The sequence below is a fragment of the Microcoleus sp. B9-D4 genome (assembly GCF_036705105.1).
Lineage (GTDB): Bacteria > Cyanobacteriota > Cyanobacteriia > Cyanobacteriales > Microcoleaceae > Microcoleus.
Window position 1 is genome coordinate 1 of sequence record NZ_JAUBTS010000100.1, and the last position, 15,207, is coordinate 15,207.

14 protein-coding genes and 1 tRNA gene are annotated in these 15,207 nt (G+C 44.3%); 8 read left to right on the forward strand and 7 right to left on the reverse strand.

What is annotated here, in order from left to right; all coding sequences use genetic code 11:
- From QUB24_RS31415 to QUB24_RS31440, 6 genes are all read right to left on the reverse strand, one after another.
- Window positions 1-182 (reverse strand): hypothetical protein (locus QUB24_RS31415; RefSeq protein ID WP_333157470.1); only part of this gene is annotated, 182 nt, incomplete at its 3' end.
- A gap of 82 nt (window positions 183-264) precedes the next feature.
- A complete protein-coding gene (locus QUB24_RS31420) occupies window positions 265-1,365 on the reverse strand; it encodes an iron-containing redox enzyme family protein (RefSeq protein WP_333157471.1) in 1,101 nt (366 codons plus the stop codon).
- A gap of 172 nt (window positions 1,366-1,537) precedes the next feature.
- A complete protein-coding gene (locus QUB24_RS31425; protein ID WP_333157472.1) occupies window positions 1,538-2,152 on the reverse strand; it encodes a rhodanese-like domain-containing protein in 615 nt (204 codons plus the stop codon).
- Window positions 2,121-2,912 carry a sterol desaturase family protein gene (locus tag QUB24_RS31430; RefSeq protein WP_333157473.1) on the reverse strand — a complete coding sequence of 264 codons (792 nt, stop codon included), beginning with the start codon at window positions 2,910-2,912 and terminating at the stop codon, window positions 2,121-2,123. Before QUB24_RS31430 ends, QUB24_RS31425 begins: the two co-directional genes overlap by 32 nt.
- A 23-nt stretch (window positions 2,913-2,935) precedes the next feature.
- A complete protein-coding gene (locus QUB24_RS31435; RefSeq protein ID WP_333157474.1) occupies window positions 2,936-3,577 on the reverse strand; it encodes a type IV pilin-like G/H family protein in 642 nt (213 codons plus the stop codon).
- A gap of 405 nt (window positions 3,578-3,982) precedes the next feature.
- Window positions 3,983-5,755 (reverse strand): AAA-like domain-containing protein, encoded by a 1,773-nt coding sequence (locus tag QUB24_RS31440; protein WP_333157475.1) that lies wholly within the window; start codon window positions 5,753-5,755, stop codon window positions 3,983-3,985.
- Window positions 5,756-5,930: 175 nt separating this feature from the next.
- Between QUB24_RS31440 and QUB24_RS31445 the strand changes: the two genes are divergently transcribed.
- From QUB24_RS31445 to QUB24_RS31475, 7 genes are all read left to right on the forward strand, one after another.
- Window positions 5,931-6,476 (forward strand): NfeD family protein, encoded by a 546-nt coding sequence (locus QUB24_RS31445; protein ID WP_333157476.1) that lies wholly within the window; start codon window positions 5,931-5,933, stop codon window positions 6,474-6,476.
- Window positions 6,477-6,644: 168 nt separating this feature from the next.
- On the forward strand, window positions 6,645-7,205 hold the full coding sequence (locus QUB24_RS31450) for an SPFH domain-containing protein (RefSeq protein WP_333157477.1): 561 nt from the start codon (window positions 6,645-6,647) through the stop codon (window positions 7,203-7,205).
- A 115-nt stretch (window positions 7,206-7,320) separates the two neighbouring features.
- Window positions 7,321-7,839, forward strand: coding sequence for a type IV pilin-like G/H family protein (locus QUB24_RS31455; RefSeq protein ID WP_333157478.1), 519 nt, complete (start codon window positions 7,321-7,323; stop codon window positions 7,837-7,839).
- A 107-nt stretch (window positions 7,840-7,946) separates the two neighbouring features.
- The gene (locus tag QUB24_RS31460) at window positions 7,947-8,474 is read left to right on the forward strand and encodes a type IV pilin-like G/H family protein (RefSeq protein ID WP_333157479.1); all 528 of its coding nucleotides are present in this window, start codon (window positions 7,947-7,949) and stop codon (window positions 8,472-8,474) included.
- Window positions 8,475-8,576: 102 nt separating this feature from the next.
- Window positions 8,577-9,098 (forward strand): type IV pilin-like G/H family protein, encoded by a 522-nt coding sequence (locus QUB24_RS31465; protein WP_333157480.1) that lies wholly within the window; start codon window positions 8,577-8,579, stop codon window positions 9,096-9,098.
- Window positions 9,099-9,114: 16 nt separating this feature from the next.
- Complete coding sequence (locus tag QUB24_RS31470; RefSeq protein ID WP_333157481.1) at window positions 9,115-11,928, forward strand: LpqB family beta-propeller domain-containing protein; 2,814 nt, start codon at window positions 9,115-9,117, stop codon at window positions 11,926-11,928.
- A gap of 265 nt (window positions 11,929-12,193) precedes the next feature.
- On the forward strand, window positions 12,194-13,252 hold the full coding sequence (locus tag QUB24_RS31475; RefSeq protein ID WP_333157482.1) for a potassium channel protein: 1,059 nt from the start codon (window positions 12,194-12,196) through the stop codon (window positions 13,250-13,252).
- A gap of 464 nt (window positions 13,253-13,716) precedes the next feature.
- On the opposite strand, the gene QUB24_RS31480 is transcribed toward QUB24_RS31475, so the two are convergent.
- Window positions 13,717-13,788, reverse strand: a tRNA-Leu gene (locus tag QUB24_RS31480).
- A gap of 103 nt (window positions 13,789-13,891) precedes the next feature.
- Here QUB24_RS31480 and QUB24_RS31485 point away from each other — a divergent pair.
- Entirely contained in the window at window positions 13,892-15,124 is a 1,233-nt protein-coding gene (locus QUB24_RS31485) for a tyrosine-type recombinase/integrase (protein ID WP_333157483.1), read from the forward strand.
- Window positions 15,125-15,207 lie beyond the last annotated feature (83 nt).

The window sequence follows — 15,207 nt, forward strand, 5'->3', positions numbered from 1 at the left end:
GCCTGTTCCACCCTTGTCAGCAACAGGCATCTTGCCTGTTCCACCCTTGTCAGCAACAGGCATCTTGCCTGTTCCACCCTTGTCAGCAACAGGCATCTTGCCTGTTCCACAAAGAGTGTATTTCTTGTGGAACAGGCATCTTGCCTGTTCAACAAAGAGTGTATTTCTTGTGGAACAGGCATCTTGCCTGTTCCTAAAAGGCTTATTGAGAACGGTGCAAAATCTAGGGTGCATCAGTCTCTGACCCACCCTAGGATATCGCCGTTAATTCCGTTCTGCGGTTTGGATCGATCGCACCACAGCAGCAGCAGCCCGATCGCCGATCAACTTCTCCTGATCGTACCCCAACACCAGCTCCCAAGCGTCCTGCGGGTATCTATCAACCAGCGGGATCGCCACTTCATCCAACATCCAGCGGCCATGACGTTCATCTTCTTTGATGTGCAGTTCCCAATAACCCATCGCAGCGTGCGAGAGGCCCAGACGCTGGGCGGCGGCTAGATAATTGCGGTAAGCGACGGGCCCGGCCACCTCAAAATAAGTGAGTCCGCCGTTGTAGCGCAGAAAATGGCGCTTGCGTTCGGTCAGCAGGAAGTTGTGATTAATGCCTGCGAGCACTTCCCAAGGCACTAAATCGAAGTACGCTTCCGGTTCCGTACTCATGTCGAATTCGGCCAGCATTTGGGCAAAAAAGGTCGAATGCTTGCGGGGGAGGCGACCGCCGCCGTATTCTTCGATCAGCACTCGCGTAAGGGTGCACTGAATTTCGTTGCCGGCACCGCCGAGGATGCGAGAAAGGCGGCTGGCTTCCACTAAACCGTCGAAAGAGGCGATCGCCAGCAGGTGTCTGTATCCCTCTTCAGTCATCTGTTCCCGCTGGTAGCGATCGAGCTCAGTTAGCGGAGGATCGACATCTGCCGCGGCGCGATCGCGCAGCGCTTGCTTGACATCCGACAATTTTTGCAACGCTGCAACGTCGATTTGCGCCAGTTCCCACTGCTGCCAAGGTTCCTCAATGCGATCGCGCACCGAACGCAAATAGTGCGATCGTTCATTGTTGTAGCGGCGCAAATCGTCGTACCAAAACAAGTTGAGGCGGTTGATGCGGTAAAGTACGCGCTGCAAGAAGCGGTGAGCTGCCTCATCGCCCGGTTCCTGTTGGTAAGCTGCTTGAATTGCATAGGCGATCGCGCTTTCAAAATCGCTAACAAGTAACGGTTTTGCCGCCACCGTCTTGTCTAAATCCTCGACTTCTAGCAAATTGACAAATTGGCGATCAGCTGCTTCATAATTTGGGAGTACGGATTGCTTTTTGGAAAGACTGCGCGAGTCTGAAGAAGGAAGTATCTCTATCGTGTTTTGCATGGAATCAAGTTATGCTAACTCTAATTATTGTGCTGCCTGCCAAAACAGCCAACCGTTGCAGATTGCTGAGGATTATGGCTACTTTTCTTGAAGATAGCTAATCTGTCAGCACGATACACCCTTCCATTGATAGAGATTTGACAGAAATCTATTTGGTCACAACTGCCGCGATTCATTCCGAAAGCAGGGTGACTGACGGAGACTTTATCAAACTCCCCAAAGTAATTGGAGCTAATATCTGGGCATCTTTTGGAGCCGGCACTGCTTGCCGCCACGCTTTGATACCGCCTGAAAGGACAACAACATTCAGGCTAATATCCTTAATCTTATTAGTCTCATTTCCTCCCGATTCTTGGGAATACCGAGCGACTTTTTCCAACTGTTTGTATGCTTTAACCGATCGCCCTCCTCTGGCACAATAAAGTACAATTACTGGCTGAGGTTGATCGGATCTAACCCTAGCTTTTACAATGGATTGAATCTGCTTGACACCGAACCCCATCTCAATATCAATTATGGGAACCAGGGGACTTTCACCGATGCGATCTTCCGCGTATTCTTCGGGCGATCGCACATCGATCAAAATCACTGGTTTCAACTTACCCTGCTGCAACTGGGCAACTGTTACTTGTTTCGTATTTAAACTGGCGATAAAAGTGATGAGATCCATGTGATTAAATAGGGCAACTGCACTCAAAGAACCAAGACTAATCAATCCCAATCCCATACTTACCCGCAACAGGCCAGAATAGCGATTAATACTTTGTTTGAAATTTAGGTCTAGCATTTTTCATCATCCTTGAAAATGGATAAAATATTTGTCCGACATATCCAGCAGGTACAGCATCAGAGATTCCATATTGATGAGGCATTTTTTTCGCTGGCATATAGATAGTGCCAAATAGCAAATCTAACAGTGGCAACTGAACAGCAAAGTTTTTGTTGTTTATTCCGGGAATTTTACTGTGATGCCAGTGATGAAATTGTGGGGTTGCTACGAACCATTTTAGGATGCCAAATTTTAATTTCATATTAGAATGAATTAAGAAAGCGATTGCCGCAGAATAAAGAGCATAAACTACCAAACTCTCCTTAGTAAATCCCAACCAGTAAAGAGGCATAATTTTGCAAATCTGAGTAAAGATTTGCTCGCAGGGATGCACCCGCACTGCTGCTAACCAATCCATGTGTTCAATGCTGTGATGGACTGCATGGAATTGCCAAAGCCAGGGTACTTCATGCAGTAGTCTGTGAGCAATATAATATGCCATATCTGAAACGATAACTGCTTCTACCAACTGCAACCACACAGGTTGAGAGGCTACTTTGCTTTGCAATTCCGGGTTGAGTAAATTAGTTATCAGCGACAAAATTACAGTCACAACAATAGCGCATGATCTGCCAATAAAGTGACCTGTAAAAAAATATGTGGCATCGGTTGCCCATCCGAGACGGAATATCTTTTGCTTGTGCAAGGAAAAGATTCTTTCGAGGGGAATGAAGATGCAAGCTAAGATGATGAAGCCTTTGACAATTTCAGGTAACATGAGATTCTCATTAATGTCGATGTTTACTTAGGCCATGATTCTGTACCAGCAGCGCAGACAGGATTACCCTTATGAAGGATAGGAGCAGGCGGTTGGGTATTTCCAGGAGAATTTGCTGCACACAGAATGGATACAGTAGTCATCTCTTTGTTAGCTGCTTGGGAAACAGGTACTAAAAATACAGCCCCGACATAGCTAGTAAGATTATTGCTGCGGGCTACACCATAACTAAACGCAGCATTTTTGGTAGATATGGTTGAATAGTTATAGTTGGTTGTCTGAGTTTTAATGCCGAGGCCCAGAGCATTAACGGAATTGGAAAATGCGCCATCCTCGACGTATATTGCTTGTTGACCTTTGTTCATTGAGCTAACATATTGCTTAGCTTCTGATAGCTTCGCTTTATTCCCGCCACCACAACCGATAAAAGAAGGGAGGGCGATCGCACCAACTATTATGCTGCCCAGAGGAAAGTAAATAAAAGTGATCCTCAGTAAGATTCCTACCCATGATTTACGTTTTTTGTCAGGGAGAATATTTTTTTCTGAAGATTCCGCTTTTTTATCGAGTGCATCGAGTTGAGGGTTTGTCTTAAGGTGCTTGGTTGTTGTCGATACTGCTTGTTTGTTGAGTGCATCGAGTTGAGGATTTTTTTTAAGCTGCATGGTGGTTGTCCAAATGTGTTAGCAGAGTAGTTTTCAAGTGATTGACATACTCCCCGGCGTAAACACATGGGGATTCTAGAGTCAAACAGCGAGTGCAGGCGTAGCTTGTCTAATATCGCCTAATCGAACAGTCGATGCCAAGAAAAACAAGCAAGTTATTTTTAGCGTCGTTTTCATCCAGTCCATTGAGTGCGGTGGGGCTTGCAAACCTCGCCTACTCCGCCTTGCTTCTACTCTATTTTTATTAAATCACGTGGCTATTTGAGAACTTGAGTGAGTTTTAATCGAGTTCTCATCGACTTTTCTGGGACTTACGCAACACACACCTGTGACAGAAACCGGGTTTCTGGCCAAGACTTGGCAATTAACCTGAGATTTTTCCTCAGAAACCCGGTTTCTCTCGGCTTATAGCCGATCGCCAAAATACTCCTGATACAACCGACATCTCGGAATGCAATGATTTCCATCCAATTTCACCAACCCCATACTATTTAACTTAAACCCCAATTCTGACCTCAATCTAACTGGCTGGGAAACACTCACAATCTCTCTCATCGCCTCCATTAATTCCGAGTATTTCTCTAAATTCCATAAATGTCGCCGCAAATGATCGCTGTAAATTCCCGCTTCAGTTGCAGATTCTTTCACTAACCGATCCAAAGTCACATCTTGACGCGAAATATGATACATTCCTAGCCGCACTAAATAAGGATTTCCGCCCACTAACCCCATCAATTCTGCAACTTCATTCCCGCTCCAATTCAATCCGTGCCGCTTTGCTAAATCTTGCACTTGCTGGGAATTAAACTCTGGCAATTCAATCGGTAAACCCACATTAAACGGCGATTTATTCACATCCAGCGGAATATATACTTCCGTAGAATGCACCACAATCAAACGAAACTTTTTCCAAATATCGCGCCGTTTTGCTTCTTCATGCAAAGCTCGCAATAAGCCAAAAAAATCATCAGCAATTTCCGGGGATTCAAACAGGCGATCGCTCTCATCCAAGCCTAACGTCAGAGGTTTTGAGGATTCTGACAGCAAATACTGTTCAAAATAAGCCTTGCAGCACTGATTGCTGCCAATCAAATCGGCTAATTCCCAACACTTGGGCAACTGCTCCAGCATTCCTAACTCTTGACCGATGCTAGCACAAAACCACTGCAAAAATGTATCTGAGTTAGCAAATATTTTCCGATTGGCTAGCTGAAAACTCAGCGCTACCGTGCGAGAACCTTGCTGTTCTGCGTGATGCAAAATCCTCGCCATCAAGGAAGTTTTGCCCATTTGTCTGGGTGCTTTGATGCGGATTAGCGCTCCCGGTTGGGCGATCGTCTCGTAACAGCGGGATTCGATCGGAGGGCGATCGATATAAAAACGAGAAGCTATTTCAACTTGTCCTCCCGGCAATTCTGGCGGCGCTGCTGGCAGGGGTTGAATTATTGACTGTTTTGTGCTAGTAATTGCGTGCCATTGTACAGCCAATTCATGGTCGGCAGTTAACGATGTGCGACCTTCTTTGATAATGGTTAAAATTTGTGATAATAACTTAAATGAGTCGCCCACACCCCGCCACAGCCAGGGCTGAATTCCTGCTAAATAGCTCAGTAAATCAAAAGAAATCGGTATATTTAATTCAACTAAAATCGGTAAAATTGCGGGTTTGTGAGCCATTAAATTGTGCAATTCCTTGGCTAGCTGTACTTGTTCCAATACCATTTCGCTAGCAGCCGATTCTTCGGAAATCAGCAACAGCACATAATCGCAACGCTTTAAATATGAGCCTGAGTCGCTGCTGTTGTTAATAAAAAAGACTTCGTGGCCTCCCGCACTCAAAGCTTGGTGTAACTGCTGGGAAAGGGTGTTGTGTGAGGTCGATCCTCTTCGAGGGCTTCGCCAACGGACGATCGCCACTTTGGCCCTCACCAGCACTACTTCCTCTGGCTCTGAATTCGCCTCAAAATCGGCTATATCGCGCCATTCCTGCCCCAATCCGCGACAAATTTCGATGAAATTGGCATAATCCACAGGTTTGCCATTCAGAAAATGGCTGACTGTAGATTGGGCCATCCCTAAATCCTCAGCCAGGATTTTCTGACTGGGAAAGCCATTTCTCAGGAGACAGGATTTAACTGCGCGAATGCACTCTTCGCGCACCCTTAGCGATCGTGGCATTGCTTATCACAATCAAAACACTGAAACCATCATAAATGCCAACCGCCCCTAAAGTCGATGAAAAGTCGATGAAAAGTCGATGAATTTTCAAATAACTCAGTCACCAACTCAAATAGCCACCTGATTTGATTAGAAATAACAAAGTTGAATCCCATCAAAACGAGGTAAAAGCATTGTGTATTCTATCCTAATTTGGTCGCTGGCGTCAGCCACTAATCAACCAGGTTTCGCCTTCACCCCGCCCCTATTCTGGTTGCTAATCGGAGTTGTTATTAGTGCGCTGGAGCTATTAATCATCAAAACTCAGCCCCAAAAATACAGGTTTTACGTGCTAATGATGGGAGCTTCGGCTTTAATTGAATCATTTATTTTGTGGAGAGGATCTGTAGCATTTCAGTTCAGTTGGGCGAACATAATGTATGAAGATTTTGACTGGCAAATCTTCTACTGGATGGGGATAGCCCTCGCGCTGAGCATCTGGATTCGACCGATTTTCATTGTTCGCAAAAAGTTTGTCATTCCCGAAGCCACGGAAGCGACAACAATCTCCGAAATTTTCCCCGGAGAAACCGGAATGGTGATTTATGAAGGGGCTTCGTGGAAAGCCCGCAATGAAGATTCCCAAGGGGCGATCGCACCCCGACAAAAAGTTTACGTTTTGCGCCGCGAAGGAAACACGCTGATTGTTGTACCTGACCGATTAATTCACATCAACAGCTAAATCTGAGTTCTTTTATGACTAGGCGGTTGAAATCGCTTCTAGTCAAACAAAGTCCGCCTTCGCGGAATAAGAAATCACTATCAACTGTCAACTGTCAACTGTCAACTGTCAACTGTCAACTGTCAACTGTCAACTGTCAACTGTCAACTATTTACCAGGAGATTCACTATGTATCACTATTTTTTGACGGTATTGCTTGCCATCACCGGAGTATCCTTAGCCAGCAGCGTAAAAATCGTCCGTCAAGGAGATGAGGCTTTAGTTGAAATTTTCGGAAAGTACGATCGAAAAAAACTCGAACCGGGTATAACGTTTTTGATTCCCTTTGTCGAGCAAGTCGCCTATAAACAAACTCTGCGCGAGCAAATTTTAAACTTGCCACCGCAAGAATGCACAACGCGCGATCGGGTGACCATCACCGTTGATTTTATTGTGTACTGGCGAATCATTGACTTAGAAAAAGCTTCCTACAAAGTGCAGAATCTCAAGGAAGCGATGTTAAATATGCTGATTCTTTCAATCCGGACTCACCTTGCTAAATTATCTGTTGAGGAACTCTACACGGCTCGACATGAGATTAATAATGCTTTAGTGGAAGAGTTGGATACAACGACAGATCCTTGGGGTGTGAAGTTTACGAGAGTGGAATTGCGCGATTTTGCGATCGGCAGTAAAGTGATTCAGCCAACATCTATTGACCGGAAAGAAGTACATAAGCTGCGAGCTTAGAGATTAGTATTTCCTCGTTTTACTCGTTACCAGGCTCTTCCTGGTAACGCAGATCCAGAGCCTCTGCCTCGCCGACTTTAATTCGCCTTGTATATACCATTTAAGGAGACAAAACATGACTAAATATCAAGAATCAAGTATTAGCAATGCAGCTTATGGCGGTTGCGGATGCTTATTGCTGTTAATGGGCATTGGAGTAATTGGCGCGATCGCTCTGCCATCATTTCTTAATACTAGCCATAGTTGCAGAATTCCCGAAGCAAAACAGTATGTTAGCTCGATGAACAAAGGTCAGCAAGCCTATTTTGCAGAAAACAATGCTTTTTCCAGTTCTGTTGATGCTTTAGGACTTGGCATTAAAACAGAGACAACACATTTCAAGTATTCAATTCGGGCCACTAAGAAAGCAGCATTGAATTATGGAGTAGCAAAGGAAAAAAAATTAAAAAGTTATGTCGGGGGTGTTTTTCTGGTTCCTGCTAAAAACTTTGAGCCAAATGCTGCTAAAGAGGAAATCACTACAACGTCCATATTGTGCGAAGCTGATTCTCCCGGTACAATTAAACCAGCGGAACCCACCTATCAAAAGGGTAAAATTGCTTGTGGTAAAGGCACAACACAAGTGACCAGATAATCTAACTATACCCAAGATAATGACTGTCGATTACTAATATTAAATCGGCATTCAATTGAGATTTACCCGACTAAAGTCTTTACTACCAACAGAGAGGATAAAAAACTATGAGTCAACAAGATTCTAAATCAGCTAGCATTTTACCTAATGGTTGCGGATGCTTATTGCTGTTAATGGGCATTGGAGTAATTGGCGCGATCGCTCTGCCATCATTTCTGGGTGGTTGCAAGGGATGTAAATATAAGAAAATGGAAGGGATACAGTATGTTAGATCAATGAGCCGAGGTCAGCAAGCCTATTTTGCCGAAAAAAATGCTTTTTCCAGTTCTGTTAAGGCTTTGGGAATTAGCCTTAAAACAGAGACAAAAGTTTTCAAGTATTCAATTCGCGCCACTAAGAAAGCAGCATTTAATTATGCAGTAGCAAAGGAAAACGAATTAAAAAGTTATGTCGGCGGTGTTTTTATTGTTCCGCCAAAAAAGTTTGTTTCCAATGCTACTCAAGAGGAAATAACTACAACGTTCATATTCTGCGAAACTGAGTTTACCGGTAGAATTCAACCAGCGGAACCCACCTATGAAAATGGTAAAACTGCTTGCGGTAAAGGCACAATACCAATGGTCTCACCAAACTAACTATACGCAATATAATGACAGTCGATTACCAATATCAAATCGGCATTCACTTGAGATTTACCTGACTAAAATCTTTACAACAAACAGAGAGGATACAAAACTATGAGTCAACAAAATTCTAAATCAGCTAGCCTTGCATCGAATGTTGGTGGATACTTAGTGTTTTTAATGGGGATTGGAGTATTAGCTTGGCTAGTTGTGCCATCCTTTCAGGTTAGGGTTAGGATCAACAAGCAATGGGAACCCAGAGATTATATTAGCTTAATCAACAAACGTCAGCAAGCCTATTTTGCCGAAAAAAGTGTTTTTAGCACTTCAGTTAAGGCTTTAGGAATTCGCATTATTAAAACCGAGACAGAAAATTACCAATATTCCCACCATACAACAAAAAAAGCAACATTTAATTATGGAGTCTCAAAGCAAAAAGACCTTAGAAGCTTTGTCGGTGGTGTCTTTGTAATTCCTACTACAAAAGTTGAGTCAAATGCTTCTAAAAATCAAATAACGACCACATCTATATTGTGCGGAGCTGATTCTGCTGGTACAATTAAACCACCAGAACCAACTTATCAAAATGGTAAAATTGCTTGTGCTACAAGCACCAGGGAAATGCCACAAACTTAGGACTAGAGGCTAGATAATGACAGTCGATTACCAATATCAAATCGGCGGCAGTCTCCCGCAAAATGCACCTACTTATGTAGTGCGACAAGCTGACTCAGAACTTTATCAAGCCCTGAAAGCTGGAGAGTTTTGTTACGTGCTCAATTCCCGACAAATGGGCAAATCCAGTTTGCTGGTGCGAACTGTACAAAAGCTCTCCGCTGATGGCATTGCCTGTGCTACGATCGACCTTTCGGACATTGGCAACCAGCAAGTCTCTCTAGATAAGTGGTACGGCGGCGTCGCTTACAAACTCTTGTGCAGCTTCAACCTGTTTAACCCAGTCGAGTTTATGGCTTGGTGGCGGGAGAGAGAGTTGATGTCGCCGGTGCAGCGCTTAGGAGAGTTAATTGAAGAATTGCTGCTGGTCAAAATTTCTCAAAACCTGGTCATTTTTATTGATGAAATTGATAGCGTTCTGAGTTTCCAAGAACCGCTAGACGATTTTTTTGCATTAATTAGATGTTGCTACAATAAACGCGCTCACAATTCAGAATACCAGCGCATTACATTTGCTTTGCTCGGAGTAGCTACGCCATCGGATTTAATTAGCGATGCAACTCGCACGCCATTTAATATCGGCTTACCTATTGAATTGCACGGTTTTAACTTACAAGAAGCTCTGCCTTTAGCAAAGGGCTTTGAGGGAAAAGTAAACAATCCTCAAGAGGTTTTAAAAGATATTTTGGACTGGACTGGAGGACAGCCATTTCTGACTCAAAAGCTTTGCAAGCTGATTTTGCACCATGTAAAAAGCTTAGCTTCGGCTTCTATTCTATCAGATTCAACGGATGAAAATACGACAAAAATTATTACTATAAATCAATTATTAATTAGCCAGATAGTGCAATCTAATATTATTGATAATTGGGAGTCATCCGATGAACCGGTACACCTCAAAACAATTCGCGATCGCCTTCTCAGAAGTCCGCACCGCGCCAGTAGGTTATTAGGACTATACCAAAAAATATTGCCACTTTCAGAACCCCCCGATTGTAGGGGTGATGCCCCCGTGCCCGCCCTGGTAGGGGGAATCTGGGCGGATGATACTCCCGAACAAACAGAATTGCGGCTGAGCGGATTAGTAGTAAAACGAGCCGGAAAATTAACCGTATCCAACCGCATTTACGCAGCTATATTCAGCCATGACTGGGTAGAAAAAGCGCTCTGCGACTTGCGCCCCTATGCTGAATCGCTAACAGCATGGATAGCTACAAATTGTCAAGACGAATCTCGCTTGTTGCGCGGTCAAGCACTGGAAGATGCCCAACAGTGGGCGGCAAATAAAAGCTTGAGCACTCAAGATTATCAATTTTTAGGTGCAAGTCAAGAAGCGGAATTTGCCAAATTGCGCGATCGCGAAAAACAAACTCAAGCTGAAATTGAACAACTGCGCCGCGAAAAAAAGTTACTAGAGGAACTAAGCGAAGCACAAAAGCAGAAAAAAGTGATAGCAGCTAAACTTTGGCGCGAGCAACAACTGAGAGTGCAAACAGTTACAGGAGCCGCAGTCATATTAATATCAATCCTGATAGTAGGTTTTTGGGTAAAACCGTCAATCGAAGAAAGAAACAACAAAATTCTCACTCTCAGTTTGCTATCAGAAACGCTATTTGCGGCAGATAAAAAAGAAGAAGCTTTGCTAGAAAGCATCAGAGCTGTTACAGAAATGAAACGATCGCTCGGAGTGAGTTCAGATATTCAGATGCGAGTGGCGATCGCCCTCGAACAGGCAGTTTACAGCTTCCGGGAACGCCGCCGCTTGCAGAGTCAAGCCAGTACCCTTGCTTTCGCGAGTTTCAGTCCCGACAGTCAAACGATTGTGACTGCTACGGATGATAATTATATCAAACTTTGGCAAACTAATGGAACTTTGCAAGCAACATTGACAGGGCATACTGATAAAATTAGAAGGGCAATTTTTAGTCCTAGCGGTCAAATAATTGTCTCTGCAAGCGACGACAAAACTCTCAAATTTTGGCAAAAAGATGGCCAATTGATTCATGATTTAAAAGGACACAGCGGTCAAATAACCAGCGTTGCTTTTAGTCCCGATGGTAAAATACTTGCTTCAGCAAGTACCGATGGAACAGTTAAAATATGGAAAATAAACGGTGAAGAATTGTCAAGTTTAAAAGTGGAGCGAGGTTGGATAACCAGCGCGAGTTTTAGCCCAGACGGTCAGATAATTGCTGCGGCTGGTACTGATGGCACTGTTAAACTTTGGAATTTGAGAAAAGTTGCGGAAAAAATGCAAAAACAGGAGTCCATCGAAGTAAGAACCGATATCCAATTACTCCGAACTTTACAGATGGAAAGTGATAAAATTATGAGTGTAACTTTCAGTCCCGACGGAGCAATGCTGGCGGCTGCGAGTGCTGGGGGAACTGCGAGAATATGGAGCAAAGATGGCACACCGCTAAGTATTTTAAAGCATACAAGTGGACTGACAAATATCAGCTTTAGTCCCGACAGTCAAATGTTGCTATCTGCAAGCACAGACAAAATGGTGAGGCTGTGGAACATTGACGGTACATTGCTCCAAACTTTAAAAGGTAACAAGGATGCTGTTTGGAGTGCGAGTTTTAGTCCAGACGGCAAGGCGATCGCTACTGCTAGCGCTGACGGTACGGTGATACTGTGGAATTTTAATCTGGACGATTTGTTGCTGCATGGTTGCGATGGAGCCCGCAATTATTTTCAGACAAATCCGATCGCCAATCCAAACAATCGCCACCTCTGCGACGGGATTGGAACTCAGTCGGAACTCACGCAAAAAAAACCGGGTTAAGATTCAAAATCTTGAGTTTGGCAGCAAAGTATCTAGGCAGAAACTGGCTTTTTGACCACGAATGTCTTGATGGTACTCGCCACGTGATTTATCCGTGGAATCAATCCAAAATCTAAAAACGAAAATCCTCAAGCCCCCGCATTTATCCGTGGGGTCGCCTCTAAAATCTAAAATATAAAATCTAAAATCGATTGACCGCCCCTGCGTCTAGGGCTGATATCGTTAAAATTGGTAGCAGGTAATAGGTAATAGGTCAGGCCGATCGGTGTATTCAACTCTAGAACAAAAGTACCAGCGCCTGCAAAAAGACTTAAGAAACGGAGTCATCGCCCTTGGTGGCATTTTATGCACAGGTACTCTCTGGTATTGGCAGGTGGAAAAATGGTCTTTGCTCGATGCCGCTTACATGACAGTCTTTACCCTAGCAACTGTGGGCTACGGTGAACTTCAGCCCCTCGGTCAACGCGGGCGAATATTTACCATATGCCTGATTTTGATGGGCGTGATTGTGATTGGTTTCATCGTCAACCGCTTTACAGAAGCGCTGATTGAAGGATATTTTCAAGAAGGAGCAAGAATTAGGCAGCAGCGACGATTGGTAGATTCTTTGATCGGGCATTATATTCTCTGCGGTTTTGGGCGTACTGGCCGCCAAATTGCCTTGGAATTTCAGGCCGAAAACATCTCTTTTGTGGTGATAGATTCGGCGGTGCCGTCGGTTGAGGCAGCTTTGGCGCTGGGGTACACGGCTGTGCAAGGAGACGCGACTCTGGACGAAATTTTGGTGAGTGTGGGAATCGATCGCGCAATTTGCATAGTAGCAGCTTTGCCTTCGGATGCCGAGAATTTATACACTGTCATGTCAGCGAAAACTCTGAATCCGAAGGTACGGGCGATCGCCCGCGCCACCACAGAAGAGGCGGTAAAGAAGTTGCAGCGGGGCGGCGCCGATGCCGTTGTATCCCCCTACATTACCGGGGGAAAACGCATGGCTGCGGCGGCTTTGCGGCCTCAAGTTATGGATTTTTTAGATGGTGTTTTGACGGGCACCGAGAGTTCTTTTTACATGGAAGAATTTTTGGTCGATCCCAATAGTTGTGTCTACGTTGGGGAAACTTTGAGAAATGCCAAGTTGCGATCGCAATCGGGGGCCTTGGTTTTAGCAGTGCGGCGCGCTGGCGGGACTTTGATTGTGGGGCCTACCGGAGAAACTGCGATCGAAGGAGGAGATACGCTGATTTGTTTGGGTACCGCTGAACAACTGCGTACCCTCAATCAAATCCTCAGTCCCCTGAGTTTTCGCCTCCCCCGGCCCCCGAACTAATACGATGTCATATCAATTCCGGTTGCACTCCTGTTGACTGTTGACTGTTGACTGTTGACTGTTGACTCTGGGTCGAAAAACTGAATTGTTGAGTGTTAAATGTTGACTCGATTTTATTATTCCAATGCAACCGGAAACGATATGAGATCAAATCCCTTGGCATCGTCCTGTATTCATCTCTCTCTTCCCTCTCTCTGTATCCTCTGTGTCAAGAGCGGTTTCATCATTCCGATACAACCGGAATTGATATGACAACTGACTGTTTGGACATTTGAACAATACCGATGCAACCGGAAACGATATGATTTAAAAAATTCATAATCTCCACCACACAAGGATTTAGGGCCAATAAAAATGCTCTCGGCTACTTTGCCGAGAGCATTTTTGAGCAGTTAAACTGCGTTTTGATCACAGTTTGATAGCAACCCCATCAATGTGTAGTATCAAAAATCGCTGAAACCCTAAGCCGATGGTGGGATTTGAACCCACGACCGTTCGATTGGTAATCGAACTGAGCTAATAGCTATATCTAAGGCTGTACAAGGGTCTTAGGCTGTTAGTGGACTGCAAACTTGTGAAATCATAGACAATTCATAGACAAATGGGTAGGATAAAAGTGTCTTTTTACCCAAGACGGCTATGGACTCAAACGCTTTCACGGGCAGAGCCTCTAAGGGTTCCGTCAGTATTGAGAATTTTCAGGGACGGCTGCGCCTTCACCTCCCCCGCGAATTTTACGGAGGCAAAAACAAGTATTTGACGCTGGGGCTAGCCGACACTCCCAACAACCTGACAATCGCAGAATTTAAGGTCAAGCAAATTAACTTTGAGATTGCCAATGGCATTTTCGACCCGAACAACTTGGAAAGGCACAAGCCAGAAAGATGCCTGAAAATTGTAGAACCAGTAAGCCGTAAATCATTGAGCTTGTTGGAGACTTGGGATAAGTATGTTGATTTCAAGAGACCATCAATCAGTCCATCCTATATAGCCCACCAATTACAAGCAACCAGAAATCATCTAAAAAAACTTTCCGATTTGTCAGAAATGGATGCTGTCGCAGTCCGGGACTGGGCGATGGCAAATTTGACTGTTGATTCGGCGAAACGATTCATCACTCAACTCTCTGCTTGTTATGGGTGGGCCAAAAAAAGCAAGCTGATTGACGTTAATCCTTTTGCTCTTATGGCGTCAGAGATAAAACTGCCTCGCTCTGAGAAAGTTGACGCCGAAGATGTGGGTATAAACCCTTTTACAGCAGCAGAACGCGATTTAATTGTTCAAGCATTTAAAACGAATCAATTTTGTCATGCTTGCACGTCAAAAAATAATCAGCACAGTAACTACGCTGCTTATGTTCAATTCCTTTTTTACACAGGATGCCGTCCCAGTGAAGCAATAGGTTTGCAGTGGAAAAATATTGACCTTGAGAAGTGCATCGTCCTCTTTGACGGGGCCGTGGTTCAGTCACTTAAAGGGCTGGTTCGTAAAAAAGGACTGAAGACTCAAGCATTCCGCAAGCTCAAAATCAACGGTCAACTACGCGAAATACTTGAAAACAGTAGACCGAAAAACTTTACTCCTGACAGTTTGGTTTTTCCGGCTCCCGAAGGTGGTTTTATTATCCAAGGTAATTTTGGGAGTCGCGTTTGGAAGAAGGTTTTGCAAGGTTTGGGACTTGAGTATCGCGTCCCTTACCAGACTCGTCATACATTTATTACTCTTTGTCTTGACAAAGGTATTGACGCCAAAGATGTAGCGCGGTGGGTGGGTAATAGCCCAGAGATTATTTACAGACACTATGCGGGTAACAGGCGCGATTTACAGGTTCCAGAAATCTACAGCACTTCCGGGTGTTATGAGGTACAATAAGAATAGATTAAAAAAATACACCAATGAAAGCATATTCAGTAGATTTGCGGAAAAAAATAGTAGCAGCCCATCAAGATCAGAAG